Annotated in this window: 25 protein-coding genes; 1 reads left to right on the top strand and 24 read right to left on the bottom strand. The window is 70.3% G+C overall.

The annotated features are described in order from the left end of the window. Nucleotides 1–6: 6 nt before the first annotated feature. The 3 genes from O7597_RS14990 to O7597_RS14980 all read right to left on the bottom strand — a co-directional run bounded on the left by O7597_RS14990 (nt 7) and on the right by O7597_RS14980 (nt 4,039). Nucleotides 7–1,869, bottom strand: a complete 1,863-nt coding sequence (locus O7597_RS14990) for a hypothetical protein (protein ID WP_281583010.1) — start codon at nt 1,867–1,869, stop codon at nt 7–9. A 152-nt stretch (nt 1,870–2,021) separates the two neighbouring features. Further along, nucleotides 2,022–2,231, bottom strand: coding sequence for a hypothetical protein (locus O7597_RS14985; RefSeq protein WP_281583009.1), 210 nt, complete (start codon nt 2,229–2,231; stop codon nt 2,022–2,024). A gap of 98 nt (nt 2,232–2,329) precedes the next feature. Beyond that, nucleotides 2,330–4,039, bottom strand: a complete 1,710-nt coding sequence (locus tag O7597_RS14980; protein ID WP_281583008.1) for a DUF2637 domain-containing protein — start codon at nt 4,037–4,039, stop codon at nt 2,330–2,332. A 206-nt stretch (nt 4,040–4,245) separates the two neighbouring features. Here O7597_RS14980 and O7597_RS14975 point away from each other — a divergent pair, with 206 nt between their 5' ends. Then, entirely contained in the window at nt 4,246–4,530 is a 285-nt protein-coding gene (locus O7597_RS14975; protein ID WP_281583007.1) for a hypothetical protein, read from the top strand. Between the two features lie 150 nt (nt 4,531–4,680). Here the strand turns inward: O7597_RS14975 and O7597_RS14970 are convergent, their stop codons facing one another. The 21 genes from O7597_RS14970 to O7597_RS14870 all read right to left on the bottom strand — a co-directional run bounded on the left by O7597_RS14970 (nt 4,681) and on the right by O7597_RS14870 (nt 15,530). Further along, nucleotides 4,681–5,418 carry a hypothetical protein gene (locus O7597_RS14970; protein WP_281583006.1) on the bottom strand — a complete coding sequence of 246 codons (738 nt, stop codon included), beginning with the start codon at nt 5,416–5,418 and terminating at the stop codon, nt 4,681–4,683. Continuing rightward, nucleotides 5,415–5,687 carry a hypothetical protein gene (locus O7597_RS14965; RefSeq protein WP_281583005.1) on the bottom strand — a complete coding sequence of 91 codons (273 nt, stop codon included), beginning with the start codon at nt 5,685–5,687 and terminating at the stop codon, nt 5,415–5,417. The genes O7597_RS14970 and O7597_RS14965 overlap by 4 nt, the downstream gene beginning before the upstream one ends. Continuing rightward, nucleotides 5,684–5,992, bottom strand: a complete 309-nt coding sequence (locus tag O7597_RS14960; RefSeq protein ID WP_281583004.1) for a hypothetical protein — start codon at nt 5,990–5,992, stop codon at nt 5,684–5,686. The genes O7597_RS14965 and O7597_RS14960 overlap by 4 nt, the downstream gene beginning before the upstream one ends. Continuing rightward, the gene (locus tag O7597_RS14955) at nt 5,985–6,419 is read right to left on the bottom strand and encodes a hypothetical protein (protein WP_281583003.1); all 435 of its coding nucleotides are present in this window, start codon (nt 6,417–6,419) and stop codon (nt 5,985–5,987) included. Before O7597_RS14955 ends, O7597_RS14960 begins: the two co-directional genes overlap by 8 nt. Then, complete coding sequence (locus O7597_RS14950; RefSeq protein ID WP_281583002.1) at nt 6,416–6,610, bottom strand: hypothetical protein; 195 nt, start codon at nt 6,608–6,610, stop codon at nt 6,416–6,418. Before O7597_RS14950 ends, O7597_RS14955 begins: the two co-directional genes overlap by 4 nt. After that, nucleotides 6,607–6,918: a hypothetical protein gene (locus O7597_RS14945; RefSeq protein WP_281583001.1), complete on the bottom strand. Its 312-nt coding sequence runs from the start codon at nt 6,916–6,918 to the stop codon at nt 6,607–6,609. Before O7597_RS14945 ends, O7597_RS14950 begins: the two co-directional genes overlap by 4 nt. 3 nt (nt 6,919–6,921) lie before the next feature. Further along, complete coding sequence (locus O7597_RS14940; RefSeq protein WP_281583000.1) at nt 6,922–7,353, bottom strand: hypothetical protein; 432 nt, start codon at nt 7,351–7,353, stop codon at nt 6,922–6,924. Continuing rightward, nucleotides 7,350–7,619, bottom strand: a complete 270-nt coding sequence (locus O7597_RS14935) for a hypothetical protein (RefSeq protein ID WP_281582999.1) — start codon at nt 7,617–7,619, stop codon at nt 7,350–7,352. Before O7597_RS14935 ends, O7597_RS14940 begins: the two co-directional genes overlap by 4 nt. A 5-nt stretch (nt 7,620–7,624) precedes the next feature. After that, complete coding sequence (locus tag O7597_RS14930; protein ID WP_281582998.1) at nt 7,625–7,897, bottom strand: hypothetical protein; 273 nt, start codon at nt 7,895–7,897, stop codon at nt 7,625–7,627. Nucleotides 7,898–7,901: 4 nt separating this feature from the next. Beyond that, nucleotides 7,902–8,351: a hypothetical protein gene (locus O7597_RS14925; protein ID WP_281582997.1), complete on the bottom strand. Its 450-nt coding sequence runs from the start codon at nt 8,349–8,351 to the stop codon at nt 7,902–7,904. A gap of 90 nt (nt 8,352–8,441) precedes the next feature. Beyond that, nucleotides 8,442–8,762, bottom strand: coding sequence for a hypothetical protein (locus tag O7597_RS14920; protein ID WP_281582996.1), 321 nt, complete (start codon nt 8,760–8,762; stop codon nt 8,442–8,444). Between the two features lie 25 nt (nt 8,763–8,787). Next, nucleotides 8,788–9,222, bottom strand: a complete 435-nt coding sequence (locus O7597_RS14915) for a hypothetical protein (protein WP_281582995.1) — start codon at nt 9,220–9,222, stop codon at nt 8,788–8,790. Between the two features lie 34 nt (nt 9,223–9,256). Next, entirely contained in the window at nt 9,257–9,637 is a 381-nt protein-coding gene (locus O7597_RS14910; protein WP_281582994.1) for a hypothetical protein, read from the bottom strand. Nucleotides 9,638–9,744: 107 nt separating this feature from the next. Further along, the gene (locus O7597_RS14905) at nt 9,745–10,338 is read right to left on the bottom strand and encodes a hypothetical protein (protein ID WP_281582993.1); all 594 of its coding nucleotides are present in this window, start codon (nt 10,336–10,338) and stop codon (nt 9,745–9,747) included. Nucleotides 10,339–10,513: 175 nt separating this feature from the next. Continuing rightward, nucleotides 10,514–10,720, bottom strand: coding sequence for a hypothetical protein (locus tag O7597_RS14900; RefSeq protein WP_281582992.1), 207 nt, complete (start codon nt 10,718–10,720; stop codon nt 10,514–10,516). A 103-nt stretch (nt 10,721–10,823) separates the two neighbouring features. Then, nucleotides 10,824–11,984 (bottom strand): hypothetical protein, encoded by a 1,161-nt coding sequence (locus tag O7597_RS14895; RefSeq protein ID WP_281582991.1) that lies wholly within the window; start codon nt 11,982–11,984, stop codon nt 10,824–10,826. Nucleotides 11,985–12,072: 88 nt separating this feature from the next. Then, nucleotides 12,073–12,897: a hypothetical protein gene (locus O7597_RS14890; protein ID WP_281582990.1), complete on the bottom strand. Its 825-nt coding sequence runs from the start codon at nt 12,895–12,897 to the stop codon at nt 12,073–12,075. Continuing rightward, nucleotides 12,894–13,529, bottom strand: coding sequence for a hypothetical protein (locus O7597_RS14885; RefSeq protein ID WP_281582989.1), 636 nt, complete (start codon nt 13,527–13,529; stop codon nt 12,894–12,896). Before O7597_RS14885 ends, O7597_RS14890 begins: the two co-directional genes overlap by 4 nt. Nucleotides 13,530–13,737: 208 nt before the next feature. After that, on the bottom strand, nt 13,738–14,628 hold the full coding sequence (locus tag O7597_RS14880) for a hypothetical protein (RefSeq protein WP_281582988.1): 891 nt from the start codon (nt 14,626–14,628) through the stop codon (nt 13,738–13,740). 161 nt (nt 14,629–14,789) lie between these two features. Further along, nucleotides 14,790–15,203 carry a DUF6573 family protein gene (locus tag O7597_RS14875; RefSeq protein ID WP_281582987.1) on the bottom strand — a complete coding sequence of 138 codons (414 nt, stop codon included), beginning with the start codon at nt 15,201–15,203 and terminating at the stop codon, nt 14,790–14,792. A 30-nt stretch (nt 15,204–15,233) separates the two neighbouring features. Beyond that, the gene (locus tag O7597_RS14870) at nt 15,234–15,530 is read right to left on the bottom strand and encodes a hypothetical protein (protein ID WP_281582986.1); all 297 of its coding nucleotides are present in this window, start codon (nt 15,528–15,530) and stop codon (nt 15,234–15,236) included. Between the last annotated feature and the right edge of the window lies 1 nt (nt 15,531).

Here is a 15,531-nt window from a genome sequence, read left to right as displayed (position 1 = left end):
TGCCTGTCAGGTGTCCCGCTCGGCAGCGGCCACGTCGGCACGCTTCTCTGCCCGCCGGCTACCCCGCACGCCGTCCATGCGGTCCTTGTCGAGGTAGTGACCACGGTTGAACATGCCGGGCAGCACCTCGGCGCGGGCGGCAAGCCTCCGCTGCCGGGTGACCAGGGCGTCGGCCTCGGCGCGGATCGCGGCCTGCTCTGCGGCGATGGCCTCAACTTCGGCGACAAGCGGCTTGATCGCGGGGAGGTCGTTCTCGCCGTAGGAGGCGAGCTGCTTTACTCCCGCAGTGAGTGCATCCATCGCCTCGATCTGCCGCCCGAGTTCACTGGCGGCCTCGTCGCAGGCGGGGGCGATGTCACTCAGGACGATGCCCCACTTCTGGAGGCTCATGTCGTCGGTTCCGACTCGGATTCCCATGCTGGTGTTCCCTTCGCGCTGTGCCTCCCGGGAGGGAGGACGGTTGGTGCGTTGTCCCGGCCGGTGCGATTGCCTGCCGTCGGGGCGTTGGGGTGCCGCCTGCTGTCCTGCGCGCCGCTCTGGCGCGGGTGCGCTGGTCTTCCACTCGGCCGGGTATGCGCCGGGCGAGAGGAAGCAGCCGGGGCAGACCAGTTGGCCCGGCTTACGGGACAGGGCCGTCTCACCCTTGAGGATCGGCCCGCCGCAGCGGGTGCAGCGACCCTCCTCCAACATCTCGACCTCGTTGAACTTGTTCCCAGGCCGGGTGCGAGGCGGGCGAGACGCCTGCTCCGGACCACCCTTCGCCTGGCCCTTGGGCCGACCCTGCGTATCGGTGCCGCCGCCCTGGGGGGTCTTCGGCTTGTTGTAGTCGCCGCGTAGCCCGGCCATGAAGTCGTGGCCCTGCCGCCGCCAGAACCCCGGCTTGCCGCTGCGGCCGGTGCCGCCGCTGTGTGCCGCGTTGGTCGTGTCGTGTCCACCGCCGTTGCGGTTCCGGCCGCCTCGCCTGCCACGTCGGGTCGGCTTGTGTCCGCCACCCGTGCCACCGCCGGACGCGCCGCCGCCACCAGGGCCACGCCCGCCCGAGCCCTTACCGCCCGAGCCGCCACCGAAGCGCGGAAGGCGAGGCATCCGGAACCCGCGGCGGCCACCCGAGCCGGCCGAGCCCCCGCCGGGCGAGCCGGGACCACCACCGGACGGCGAGCCTCCACCGCCACGCCGGTTGCCGGTCTTCGACCGCAGCCACGCCAGCGGTCCACGGCGACCGCCACCCGACCGGCCGCCGCCCGGAACACCGCCGGAGTGGGCGGCCCCCGGGCCACCGCCAGCAGACCCGCCCCCACCCCCGCCGTTGCCGGCTCGGCGGAACGGGTTACGCATCCGGCTGAGCAGACCGCCACGGCGGTGTCCGCCCCGGTAGCTGCCGCCACCGGAACCGGCAGGTCCATGGCTGCTGTCACCAGTGCCGCCGCTGCCGTGGGCAGCCTGCCGCTCCTGCCGGCGACGACGCCACGACAACACACTGAGCAGCCCACGCCGATCTGCCGCCCTGCCGCTGCCGTCCTTGCTGGCAGCCTTGCGGGCTTGCCGGACAGCCCGACGGACACCCGCCTTACGCCACGCCAGCGCCGCCGCGAACAGCAGCAGCAGGCCGGCACCGTTGAGCAGCAGCACCCCCACCCAGCCGAGCATCAGCCAGGCGAGCACCTGCACGCCGACGATCGCGACGGCCACGGTGACGATCACCTGCGGAGTCATCACCTTCGACATCGCCTTAGCGACGAACGGGTGAACCTGCTTGGTGCGGACCTTGTCCCCGGGGGCCGGCTTGGCGGGCTGGCCGGAGGTGTTGGTGGTGGAGTCGTCGGCGGGCACCGGCGGCGGTCCGACGGTGCCGGACGGTTCTGCGGGCACGCCGGGCGCGGTTACGTTCTGTTCGCCAACCCCTTGACCGGCCAAGGGGTTGTTCGGCGAAGGAACCTCCCCTGTTGAGCGTGCAGGGGCGTCCTCAGCGGGCACGCCAAGGGGTTGACGCCGCAAGGGGTTGACGATACGCACAGTGACTCCTAACCGAACAGCTTCGCGATGAAGTCGAAGATCGCGCGGACCCAGTCCACGGCCGTGTCGAACGCGGTGTAGAGGAACCCGTCGCCGGCCTTCGCGATGACCACGCCGAGCAGGATGGTGATGAGGGCGTCGTACCAGGTGAACGCGGTTCGCCACGTCCGCCAGGCCACGTACACCAGCAGCAGCGCGCCGAGCAGGGCGAGGCTCATCGCGCGGCCAGCCCGGCGATACCGCCGATGATGACGGCGGACAGGACGAGGAAACGCCAGGTGGCGATGGTCTTGATGAACATGGGGACTCCTTCGGGTCAGGCGGGTACGGGTGTGCTGCCGTTGACGGCGGTCGTCGGCGTCGCGGGCGGGTCGATGGGTAGGGCGGGCACGGTCGGCGGCGTCGCCGTGTGCTTGGTGCGGCTGGCGAACCAGCGGCGGATCGTGGAGCTGGCCGCGCCGATCTCCCGCTCCAACTCGGGCCACGTCCACCGCTTCTTGTCGGCGTCGCGCAGCTCGAACGCGCGTAGCTGCTCGGGGGACCACGGCGGGCAGGTCGGCCACTTCCCGGCAGGCTGCTCACCGGTGTTGGTGTCGTCTGCCGGCTGCCGGCGACTGCTCCGGGGCGGCTGCTCACGGTCACGCTGCCTGGGCAGTTCGGTGGCAGCGGCGGTGAGCCTGCTCAGGGTGGCGCGGTGGGCAGTCTGCTCGTCGGTGAGCTGCCGGCGTAGGTCGGCAGTTTCGGCCGCGTGCTGCTCGGCGGCGGTGGTTGCGGCGGCAGTTTCGTGGCGGAGCTGGCCGACGAGTTCGCGGGCAGCGGCCAGGTCTGCGGTGACCTGGTCGGCGCGGGACATGGCGAGGGCGGCGGTCTGCTCGGCGGCGGCCACGGCGCGGGCGGCGTCGAGTCGGGCCGTGTTGGCGTCGGCCTCGGCCGTCCGGCGTGCGGTGTCGGCGGTGGCCGCGCGCTGCTCTGCGTCGGTGGCCCGCTGCTCGGCGGCCGTCGTCTCGGCGGCGGCGACTTCCAGGAGCGTGTTGAGGTCGGCGACCTGCCGGCGCAGCTCGTCGATGGTCTGGGCGGCGGTCGCCCGGTCGGTGGCGGCGTCGGCGCGCACCCGGGACAGTTCGGCGGTGGACGTGTTCCGCAGGTCGACCAGGGCGGCACCCAACTGGCGGACCCGCAGCCACGGGTTGATCCGCGCCCACCCTTCGGCCGGTTCTGCACCTGCCGGGGTGTGCCTCTTGATCCGCCGCGCCCGGCGCACCACCTCAAGGTGGGAGAGGGCGTGCCGCACCGACGCGTACCGGGCGACCCGGTCGGCAGTAGCGTTCGTGGGCAGCGGCGCGGGCGGGAAGTTCTGCCACGCCAACCAGGCGGCGGCGCTGTCGCCCGGCGAGGTGATCCACCGCAGACCGAACCGGGGCTTCACCCGCTCGACGCGGGCACCTCGGCTGCCGGTGAGCAGGTCCAGGATGATGTGCAGCAGCAACATGCCGAGTAGCGACAGCAGACCCAGGTAGGCGCCGCCGACGGTGGAGCCGGCCGGGCCGTTCGCCTCGTGGTCGAAGTTGATCGCGGCCGATGACAGGGTGGCGAGCCACACAACCCGGTGAGCGGCGGTGCCGTCCTTGCGCTTTTTGATCGCGGCAAGGGCCAGCAGGGCGCAGGCGATAGCGACGCCGTCGAGGGTTGCCGGGACGAGGTATTCGAGGCCGCCGGTCCAGTGGAGGGTGTCGCGGCCGAACGCGGCCAAGCCTTTGAAGCTGCCGAAGAACACGGCTGCCAGGAACAGGATGGTGGCGGTGATGGCGGCGCGGAACAGTCCCCCGCCGTCGTCGTTGCTGGTCTTGCGGCGACGGACGACCAGGAGCAGCAGGACGACGGACGTGAGAAGCAGTGCGGTGGTGGCGATGGCCCACACCCAGCCGGGTACCGCTTCGAGGGCGCGCAGAGCGCCGAGCCACCACGCCTGGCCGTCGGCGGCCGGGGCGTACTCGTCGACCGGGAGCGGTTCGCGCTGCAACTCCACCGGCTTTCCTCCCCTGGTCCTGTGGTGTCTCGACCTTCTGGCCGAGCCGTGCCATCATGATGGCACAAGATGGGGAGTTTCGGGAGTCTCGGAAAGTTCAGGAGGATCGCGTGTCGGTCGTTACATCCGGGGGTGGCGATCCTCGCGTTACGGCCGGCAGGTCTGTCACACTGGGCCGAATCTGGAAGATCGGGAACCTGCGAAGGATGGGCGCGGCAGTGGCAGAAGACGGCGACTTCGTGACGCCCACCGAGGCGAAGGAACTCGTCCACTCACGCCCAGGTGCGACCGCGATCCGCCGATACGCCGACATCGGTCTACTTCGCGTCACCTACACAGCCGGCGGGCACCGCAGAATCGTCCGCGCGTCGATCGCAGACCTGAACGAAGTGCTGGCGATGCCCCCGGGGAAAGAGAAACAGGCCGCGAAAGAGGCGCTCATCCGGAAGAACCGCGGCGAGCCGACCGGCGACCAGGCACCCGAGACGTAGACTGGCTGTGCAGCCCGCCAGCTTGCACGAGAGCCCTGGTCCGGACCCCCGGCCGGGGCTTCCTCGTACCCGGGGTGAGCTTGAGGAACGACGGAAGCGGCCGGCCACCCGAACGGGTGACCGGCCGCGTACGCCGTGCGGATTCCTGCGCTACCCCCTGTAGATGTCCTGGCCGCAGTCGTGTTCCAGCGGCGTCTTGAAGTAGTCATCGAACTCCTGCTGACTGGTGCCGCCGGTACGGACCGCCTCGATCCCCGCTGTCTTCGACTCGCCGAACAGCTCGCATTGGAGACGCTGCCCGCCCGTGGCCAGGCAGCGCGCGTGATCGCAGCGGGCGGCGTGCGGCGTACCTGCGGGCACGTTGCAGCCGCCGCACTGCTCCGGATGGTCGGTGCGGGTCGGCAGGGTCGCCCGGTCGGCGTGGACACCGAGCGCGGTCAGGTCGATGCGGGTGTACTCGCCCACCTCGACGCCGTCATCTGCGGCGCGGCCCATGCCGATGACCTGGGCGATCAGGTGCGCCTCTTCCCAGATCAGGGCGATAGCGCCACGGCCGCCCCCGGACGGCCACCAGAACCTGGACAGGGCGGCGGCCGGATGGTCGGTCGGCACGTTCAGCGGGTGCTCCACCTGCCACGCGTGCCGGTCGCAGGCGGCTTCGGCGCTGTGAACGCTGTTGTCGCTGTTCCACCGCCACGGGGACTCTTCGAGCAGGTAGCCGAGGGTGCCGCGCATCGGGTCGGCGGCGGCCATGCTCGGGTCGATGCGGCGGGCCTGGTAGACGGTGCGGGCAGGCCGCTCGGGCAGGGTGACGGAGACGATGGCGTATCGGCCGCACAGGCTGCGCCACACTCCCGGCTGGGTGTTGGCCCATGTCAGCGTGGTCATACCTCGTCCTCGGCCGGGGCCGACAACAGCTGGAAGTTGATGACGGACACGGTTCCGGGCGAGAGCCCCCGCCACTCGGTGATCGAGTGTGCAAACTGGTTGGTGTCCTCGATCGTGGTCACTCGTCTGCGGGTGCCGATGCTTTGGCTGCCGAATCCGACGTTGCCGTGGCGGTCGACGACGGCGAACGCGACGAAATAGTTGTAGGGGAACTCGTCTGCTGCCGGGCCGGTTGCCTGCTGGTCCTTGGCGGTGCTGGTTGTGGTCATCGCGGGTTGTCCTCCTTGTCGTCGCCCAGGTGGGCGTGTGTCGGGTCAACCGCCTTGATGGCGGCCATCGCCTGCGCGGCGGCGCGCGTGTAATCGGCGACGCGGGCGAGCGGCACCGTGCCGCTGTCCCACCGCCGGGCGGCGGTGTCCTCGGGCGCGTGCCCCTGGATGTAGAGGTGCCGGGCGAGGCGATGCAGCGCTCCGGCGCCGGTGATGCGGGCCAGCTCGGCGGCGTAGTCGTCGCGTTGCTGCCGCACCCGGTCGAGGTCGGCTTCCAGCTCGCGGATGCTCTCCGACTCAGCCACGGCTCGCCTCCGTGCTCGCGTACGGGAACTCCCAGCCGATCCGCTGCGCCTCCGAGGCGAGCAGGTCACGCCAGCCGTCCGGCGGCGGGAACTCCGTGCTGCCGCCGTCACCCTCGTAGTACAGGTGAGGCTTGACCGAGGGGCCGCCGAACGTGATTCCGAGGCGGCCGGCGTCGGCGATCAGGGCGGCGATGACGGCCCGCAGCCCGGTCGTCGTGTCGCCGTCGCGGACGTAGTAGCGGGTGTTCAGACGGCCCTCAGTGGACACCTTGCCGGCGTCGGCGTCGTCGTCGCCTGCCCATCCGTCGTCGTAGAAGTCGACGCGCCCGGCCCACGCGGGACCACGGCGGGAGCCGCTGCCCAGCGCCGCGTACCAGCGGATGACGATTCCGGTCGACCAGTAGCCGCTACTGCTTCCGAGGATCATGACTGCTGCTCCCCGTCGGCGGCGGGTACGTCGGTTCGGGCGGCCCGGTGGTCGGCCTGCCGGACGAGCCGGACCGCGTTGGCCAGGTCGTGGACCTGGATGGGCCAGTCCCACTCGCCCAGCCAGCCGTTGTCGATGAGTGCCTGCACGGCCGGGTCTGGGTGCGTGGGCGTCGGATCGGTGGCGGTCACGCGAACACTCCCGGCGGGTCGGCCGGGCGGCGGGCGTCCAGCAGCGGAGCCACCCACTCCGGTGCCCGTGCGGCGTCCGCGGCCCAGCTCAGCCACCACGACTCCTCATGCCGGTTCGCCCCGGCGGTGCCGTCCTTCTTCGCGTTCGGCCCTTCGATGACGAGGCGGGTCGGGGTGCCGTTGGTGAAGGTGACGGTCACCGTGTCCGGCAGGATGCGGATACTGCCGTACCGCATCGGCGTCGGGTCCGCGCCGGTCACCGAGTAGGAGCGGGTCACGACCACATCGGTCGGCGTGAAGGTGGGCATCGGTCAGTTCCTCTCGTCGGTGTCGTTGGCGGCGCTGCGGCCGGCGATGGCGTACAGGTGCGCCTCCACCTGCTCGGACGTCAACCCGGCCACCGTGCCGCCGGGGGCGTCGAGCGAGTCGGACAGCATCTCGAACCGAAACGGCCGGTGCGGGTCGTTGATGATCGAGGCGTCGCGGCCGTTCGGGAACCGGTACAGCCAGCCCGTCTCGGTGGTCTGGCGGAACCGGTGCAGGCTGGTCGCTGTGACCTGCTCGATGGCCCAGTCCACGGCGGCGATGGCGTCTACGAGTGCGCAGCCGGTGGCGGCGCGGACGTCACGGCAGGCCGCCACGCGGGCGGTGCTGTGGCCGGGCCGGATGGGCTGCTGGTGGGCGGCGGCGACGACGACGTCGAGGGCCTTGACCCGCAGGTCCGCCGTGGCCAATTCAGTCATCGCTTCTCCTTGGCGTCGTGTTCGGTGAGGGCCTTCTCTCCGGCGTCGGTCAGCTTGTATGGCTGCCCTCGGTGCTCGTCGCCGTGCTGGCGGGGCAGTAGCTCGATCAGTCCGTCGCGTTGGGCACCCTGGGCAGTCGGTGTGACCCTGCCGCAGTCGGGGGAGTTCAGGTCGATCCAGTCGTATCCGCCGTGGACGCTGTGGTGGAGGTCGCCGCGCTGGGCGGCGCGGAGAACTCTCAGGCGGGGGATGGTGAGCTTGGCCACCGGGATCACTCCCCCTTCGTCCGCGCGACGTCGGCGTCAGCGGCGGCGGTGACCAGGCCGCCGAGGTTGAGGTTCATCAAAGTCGTGTTGATCTCGTGGATGATGTCGGCTGCCACGTTCGCGTAGAGCGGGCGGCCGGGTCCGCCGGTGAGCGCGATGTCGTCTCGGCGGTGCTCGACGCGGGCGGTGAGGTCGCCGAGCCTCGCGATGACGGTGTCGACGCGTCGCCGTAGCTGGTCGGCGAGCATCGCTTCAACGGCGGTCGAGATCTCGGTCATCGGGTCAGTCCTCCTGGTGCCAGGTGCCGGACAGCAGGTGCGCGGCAGCGAGAGCGTGGGCCATACGTTCGGCGGTGGGCTGGTCGTGGCGGCAGGCGAGGACCGCGGTGACCCGGTCGATGAGGTCGGCGGTGGCGTCCCCTCCGCCGATCAGGTAGCCGGCGTCGTGCAGGTCGGCGGCGGCCGTCTTCGACTGCTCGATGCGGTCGGGTCCGTCGATGTGGCGGCCGATGACGGCGGCAGCGTGGCCGGTGATGATGTCGGCGGCGGTTTCGTGGCCGTGGCGGGTGACGTACCGCCAGCCGGTGCCGGCGTCGGCGGTGAGGAGTCCGACGCGGGTGAGGGCGTTGAGGGCCCGCCGGTTGCCGGGGGTGCCGTGGATGCGGCCGGTGTTGTCGACGGCTGCGAGGAGCCAGTCTCTTTGCTGGTCGTTGAGGCTGACTGTGACATCCATTGCGGACCCCCTTGATCGCTGTTTCTACTATCAATCTACATCATGAGGGCTGGCCGTGCCAGGACATCCGTCAACCCGACACCCCGAATATCAGGTCGCGCACCGGACCGCGTACCCGCAGGCGACACGCACAGCAGCGGCAGCATGATCGGCAGCCACACCCAGATCCGGGCAGGACGCCCGACCGGCCGCACACGCGAGGCGGGTCAACAGCACCGCCAGCTCAAGCGTGGTGGCCCGATGCTCGTCGGTGAGGTCAGCGAGCCCGTCAGGCTGTGCAGACCCCTCGGCCAGGTAGTCACGGACCAGGTTGCCGGCGATCTGCCGGGCAACATGGCGAGTCGCGCCGAGCCCGGCGAGCAGGTCGACGATACGGCCGTCGCGGACGTCGGTGATCAGTACGTCGCTCATCGTGGGCTCCCTCGCGCGGGTTGGGTCAGGCCGCGAGCGCGGCAAGCTTGGCTTGGACAGCGGCAGGGCTGAGCACCCACCGGTTCGGGTAGTCGGCGGGCAGGTCGTCACCGAGGTCGAAGCGGACCATCGGCCGCCCGGCGAACGCGACCGGCTCAACCTCGCCCTCGCCGACGGGCACGGCGACGACGTGGACACCGTCGCCCGCACCCTCCGAGCGGCAGGCCAGGTTACGACGGGCGGCCCATGCCGTGTCACTGGTGCGGATGTAGACCGTCGTGATGGTGACGGGCAGGTCGGCCAGCGGAATCCACCGGTCGTCGATCCGGCCGCCCCACATGCCGTTACTGACCCGGTAGCCGCGCTGTAGGTCGGCGGCGCACACCCGCACCCATTCCTGCTCGCCGTCGATGACGACGGGGTGGTGGGTGCCGATCTGGTGCAGGTCGTTGATGTCCATCGCGGGCTCCTTCGGGCTCGGGTCGGGGTCGGGTTCAGTCCTGGCCGGGACGCCAGGAGGCGGGCTTGATGCGGCCCCGATCGACGGCGAGGCCGCAGACGCGAACCTCGCCCCAGGCGCGGCCGTTGTGGTGGGCGGCGAGGATGTCGGTGAGCTGGTCACCGAGGGCCTGGGCGGCGGCGGTGGGCCGCCACTTGTCGTTGTCCCACTCGTCTTTCTCGATGCTGATTGCCCACGCCTTGTCGACGTTCTCGACGGCGATGTCGACGGCGGAGCCTCCGGCGAAGTTGTGGGAGGTGACCCGGATCTTTGCGCCGTCGGGGAGGGCGAGGGTGCCGGCCTTGCTGGCGGTCTTGATGTCGGTGCGGACGGCGGCGGCGATCTGGGCGGCGGGTGTGAGTGTCGTGGCGGTCATGTCATCCCCCTTGCTCGTAACTTCTACTATCAAGTTACCCCATGAGGGCGGGACGTGTCGGTGAAACCGCGAAAAACGCCGCAACCAATCCCCGGCGTCAGCTCAGATCAGACCTCAACCCCCGCATGGGCCAGCCACCGCGCCACCCGCGCCACCAGCAGCGCGTCATCCCGCGACAACCCGCGCTCCCGCACCAACGCCGCAACGACCTTGGCCTTCCTGCCCCCATACGTCCGCCGGAACCCCAGCGCCGCAGCCATCAGCCCGGCATCGAACCGGTACTCCCGGCCGTCCGCCTTCACCACCACGTCACTACCGGCCCGGTCGACCACCAGCTGCACCGGCAGATCCGCAGCGACCTTCTTCTGCACCTGCTCGACCTGCCGCGCCGCCAACCTGGCCTGCGCCTCAGCGCGGGTCACCGGGCCTCCGATGCCGTCACCCTTCTGCCGGCGCGGATGCCGCTTGAACCACTCCTCGACCTCGGCCTCCCGGTGGACGTGCCACCACGGCATGGTGCCCGCGTAGCCGTCCGGCGTGGGAAAGGGGTCGTCGGCGTACTTCCCGCGCCGGGTGCCGCCGGTCTTCCGGTTCGGGATCTCCGGCCTCGACTCGAACATGTTCCGCGCAATCGCGGTGATCTTCGTGGACTCGACACCCGCGAGGCGGGCACTGATCGCCGCCAGATCGGCGGTCGTCAAAAACGGGTGATCCGGCATCTCGTCTTGGCCCCCCACGGCAGCTCGATTGTCGGGGGCACTGTATGTCAGTACGGCATCCATTGGCGATGTTCCTCCTTCTCTACGGTGCGGCGCGCACCGACCTGTGGCCGGTACGCGACGCGCATGATCTCTACGGGTTGGGTGGTCGAGCGGGTCAGCCGCCGCGTGACCATCTGTTCAGCTCGGCGGTTAGGTCGGCCACGTACTGCTCGTAGGCGGCCCGGCAACTGGTGCAGGTGACCTTGTCGATAGACGTGGCGGTGCGAGTGTCGTCGGTGATCGGCTCGTCGCAGACGGCGGTTCCGTCCACCCCGAATCCGGTGTGCAGGTGGATCGGGGTCGCCTGGTCGGTGCTGGTCATGGTGTGGTCCTCCCGGATTCGGTTGCGGGTTCAGTTGGCGGCGTTCATCTCACTGGTAAATACTACTATCAAGATATCCCGCGCGGTCTGGCCTGCTGCCGGATCACGCCAGCACCTTGCACCGCGTGAGAACGGTCGACCTCGTGCCCTCGTACTCATCGTGCTTCTTGACCGTGCCCTTGATCCGGCGGACCACGTCCGCCGTCTCACCGAGCGCATCGGTCGAGGCGAACCACTTGTACACCCGCTTGTCGTCGCCGACCAGCGTGTAAATCGTCGTGGTGCCCCAGTCGCCCGCGGTGTAGCGGATCGACTTGACCCGGACCGTCAACTCCAACCGCTCACCCGGCTGCCCGGTGAACTCGTTGACCAGTTCTTCGCTTTCCCGGCGGCGGATCAGATCCCGCTCCATGGCCCGCGCCCACGCCTGCGGCGCGGAAGCCAGAAGACCCACATGGCGGGCGCTCACGGTCTCGGCACCGGCGACCGCCTTCATGTTGCGGACGTACTCGGTGTCACCGGAGAAAGCGTCACTGAGCAGCCAGTCACGGACGATCTGCGCCTGAGCGGCGGACCGCTCGACGTACGGCCGCAGGGCCTCGACCAGTTCCCGGTCTCGCGCGCTACGCGGGTTCGGGTCGAGCACCGTCAGGACGACGGATTTGGTCGGGGTGCCGTCGTAGGAGCTGACCGGCTTGAAGCCGTATGCCTGGATGGCGGCCCAGGCGACGGCCAGGACCGTGGCGGCCGACCACCGCTTGTCGTAGTAGCCGCCACCGGCCAGGAGCCCGTCAATTTCCTCCTCGATCGAACCGGTCGAGAAGAACACCACGTTGCCGGACCAGCCGAGGAAGTCCTTGATGCAGGTCGAGCCGACCTGGCGCTGCTCGCCGGTTGTCGCGTTGTGCACCAGGTAGGTCTTGCTGCGGTGCCGATTCTTACGGCAGTGGTCGCACCAGCCCTCGACCAGCCCGTCCCGGTCGACCTTCTCGACACCGGGTGCGGTCCGGACGATCAGCCCGGCTTCGGGGTCGAAGTCGAGCGTGGCGCTGATCTTCCAGCCGTTGTAGCTGGGTGCCTCGCCGGTGACGGTGGTTTCGTACAGGATCTCCTCGACCTCGAATCCGAGGTCGTTGGTTTCTTTCTTGATGACCTTCTTGGCCTCGACGAGCAGGCGGCCGGTGAAGCCTCGCCTTTCGGCACGAGCGTTGATCTTCGCGATTTTCTCTTGGGTCGCGACCAGTTCGCCGTGGGTGATCAGCATCTCGTCCTCCTAGCTCGGTCGTGCCTTCTACTATCAAGATAACCCAGATGGTCCGGCCCGTCCACGACTTCGGGAAATCAGCGGCGTGTCACCCCGCCGCGACCTTCCCGACCCGCAGCACGAACCGCCCACACCCGCAGCCATCCACCCCACACGACCCGTTGCCCACCCCGCCCGGAGAGGTGTGGTCCGCCAACGTCGAGGCGTGCGAGGCGCACAGATGCCGGCACGCACACACCCGCAGGTCGTTGTCCTCCACCCACTCCCCCGGCCCTGCCGGCAGGCCCACAATCCACCCCACCCAGCGGACGGCCGTCGACTCGTGGCACACCAGCACCACCTCACCGGCGCCCCGGTCCCGGACCTCGATACGGCCGGCGGGTAGCCGGCACCCCAGCTCGTACCCGGCGGCCGGCGGCGACTCCGGGCACTCCCGGGCCAGCCGCGCCCGGATGCGGTCACGGACATCCGCCAGCCGCACACCCAGCGACCGGGCCCCACCGACACCGGGAATCCGGTGGTCCGGGTCAACCGACCAGGCCGCGTCGAGCCGCGCCGCGACCTGGGCGAGATCACCGGCCCGCAACGCCTGCTCGGCCTCGCCCACCATCCGGTCGACCTGGGCGGTACGGGCAGCCGCGTCCACCTTGGCCTGCTCCGGTGACCGCCCGATGACGGTCGGGTCTTCGTCGATCGCCTCGGCGACGGCAGCCTTGACGGTCTGCCAGTCATACCGGTCCGCGAGCAGCCCACCCAGCTCGCCCTCCGCCAGATACCGGGCCACGCTGTCGCGCGAGCCGCCGACCATCGGTGAATGGAAGATCCCCGGCCCACGGTCGGCGACAGCGTTGCGGATGCGCTGCTGGTCCTCCGACGATATGCCGCCCAGCAGGCGCGGCGCCGGGGCGGTCACCGCTTCCCCTCGGCGAGCAGCCGTGCCCGCTCGGGGCAGTCGACCGGCTCCCCGCACACGCACCGGTCGTCCAGCTCGAAGTGCTGCCAGGCGCGCGTGCGGTACGGGCGCACCTGCGGGTGACGGGGGTAGCCGACGGCCGGTGCCTGCTTGTAGACGACGTGCGCCACGACCGTGTGCGCGGCGTCGGCCCGCCTTTCGTGGTAGTCGATCGGATTGCTGACGAACGAGTTGTTGGGGACGCCGTTGTGCAGGTAGTGGTGGACCTCGTCGAGGATGTCGCCGTCGTTGTCCGGGCCATCACCGCGGAACGCGCCGCTGGCGACGTGGGCCGACCAGCGTCCGGCGTGTTCACCCGCACTGACCTTGGCCGTCCAGCCGAGGAGCCGGCCATTGTCGGCGCGGACGATGCCCCAGCCCCACTCTCGGCGCTTGAAGCTGACCAGCACCACGACTTCCCGGGGAGGGCGGGATTTCAGGTCGGGGACGGCGAGGGCGATCACGCCAGCAGGCAGCGACGGCAGGGGCGTGCCGTGGGGGCACATGTCGTAGTAGCAGAGGGTGTTGGGGTGTTCGGTGTTGAGTTGGTCCTGTAGCGCGCGGATCGCGGGCTGGTGGGTGTAGCGGGCCATCGTGGCTCTCCTCGGGCTCGGGTGGGTCAGGAGTTGCGTTCGTGGGTGGCGCAGTCGCGGCACAGCCAGCCGCCGATGCGGCCAATCCAGCGGCACAGGAGGGTGAGCTTGCAGCGGTCGCACTCGCGGTTCTCGCTCCGGGGCATCGCGGGTTCTCCTTCGGCGGTCGGGTGGCCCGCCCCCGGGTGGGGCGGGCCGGTCGGGTGGGTCAGTGGTTGGCCTTGGCCATCTCGCGCTGCCACTTGCGGATCTTCGCGTCGACCTTCGGCATCAACGCCGCCTCGATCTGCTCGACGGTGACGCCGTCCTTGGCGGCCAACGCCTCGGCGATCTGCCGGGCGAACCCGCGCTGCTCGGCCTGCCACTCCGGGTTGCCGGCCCAACCGCGCTCGTCGGCGTTCTCCATGTGGCGGACCCAGTCGATCTCGGCGGTGCGGCGGGTCTTGATCTCCCACCCGTCGACCTTCAACACCTCGCCGGTCGCGGTGCCGATCAGCTTGGGGTCTTCGATGCGGGCCTTGCGGGCGTCGTCGGCGGCCATACGGGCGTGGGGGTGCTGGCGGAGCCGGCCGAGGCTGGTCACCGCGATCCCCTGGGCGTCGCAGTCGCCGCACGTCCCGTACGGGCTGGCGTAGCGGCGGTTGACGTGGGCGGGGATCTTGTTGAGGCAGATGCCCTTGGCGTCGGCTTCGGCGGTGGCGTAGGTGCCGGGGGTGCGGAATCCGTCGAGTACGGGGGCGTTGGGGACGCAGATGGTGCAGACGTTCCAGCCGTAGCGTTCGACGATCTGGGCGTCGTCCATGCCGGAGGCGGCGGCGGTGAGGTTGCGGTCGGTGCTGGCGTACAGGGTGGAGCACTCGCCCTCGCGGTGCAGGTGGCCCTTGGGCACCCAGTACCAGCGGTTCCAGCGACGGGCGGCGTAGGCGGCTTCGAGGGGAGCGGCCTCGGCGACGGCGTCGGCGGCGGCCTGGGCGGCGTAGGCGCGGACGCTGTCGGAGAGGCGGTCGCTGTCGGCGATGGCGCGGTGGTGGGCCTGGGCCATCCACAGCTCGATGAGCCGGGTGTCGATCTCGGCGGGTGTGGCGGTGGTGACGTCCATCTGCCCTACTCCTATCTCGATTGCTGTTCCTACTATCAATCTAGCCCACGAGGGCGGGCGTGTCCACGAAACCACCAAACCCACCCCCGGCGTGTCCCCCACCAACACGACGACGCCCCGAGGGAGGGCACACCCCGGGGTGTCGCCAGGAGGAACCGGACTCAGTCCTCCGTCTCGGTGCCGATGGTCATCACGGGCTCGCCGCAGTCGCCGGGGCCAACCATGAGAGCGAGGGTGGTCAGGCGGGGCCGCTGACCCCGGCCAGTGCGGGGCACCCGAAGCACCTGGAACAGCACCCGGTCCCGGTTGCCACCGCGTTTCGCGGCGAGCTTGGCCATCCACAGCACGTCCCACAGGCGGCCCTTCTCGTCCTGCACGGTGCCCTTACGGGTGTTGTCGGCGTCGTCCCAGGCGACGGCGTCCTCCCAGGCGGCGCGGGTGAGCGCGACCGGCCAGCGGAAGCCTGCCTCGGCGGCGAGGTCACCGGCGTCCACCAGCGCCCCGTCGTCGAGTGCCTGCGCGCGGCTGTAGGCGTGGATGATCTCGGCGTCGGCCCAGAAATCGGTGGTTGTCACGGTGATGTTCCTTCGGTTCGTGATGGCAGGTCAGGCGTGGGCGAGGGCTTCGCGGAATGCGACGTCGAACGGGATCACGCCGTGGGCGGCTTCCCAGTCCTCCTGGGCGCGGGCGTCCCAGTAGCCGCGGTCTTCGAGGGCGCGTTCTGCGGCCAGTTCGGCGGCGGCGTCGGCCTCGGCGGCGGCTTCCTCTTCGGCTGCTCGGCGGTAGCAGTCGCGGACGGCGGTGACGCTCTCGTGTCGGGCGTCTTCCCCCGGGTGGTGGTTGCCGCAGCGGATGCCGGTGTCGGTGATGACCGGGTATCCGAACTCGTCGCAGGTGATCATC

Source organism: Verrucosispora sp. WMMC514 (assembly GCF_027497295.1).
Classification (GTDB): Bacteria; Actinomycetota; Actinomycetes; order Mycobacteriales; family Micromonosporaceae; genus Micromonospora; species Micromonospora palythoicola.
The sequence above is the reverse complement of the archived record's forward strand: the minus strand, read 5'-3'. Positions and strand labels throughout refer to the sequence as shown.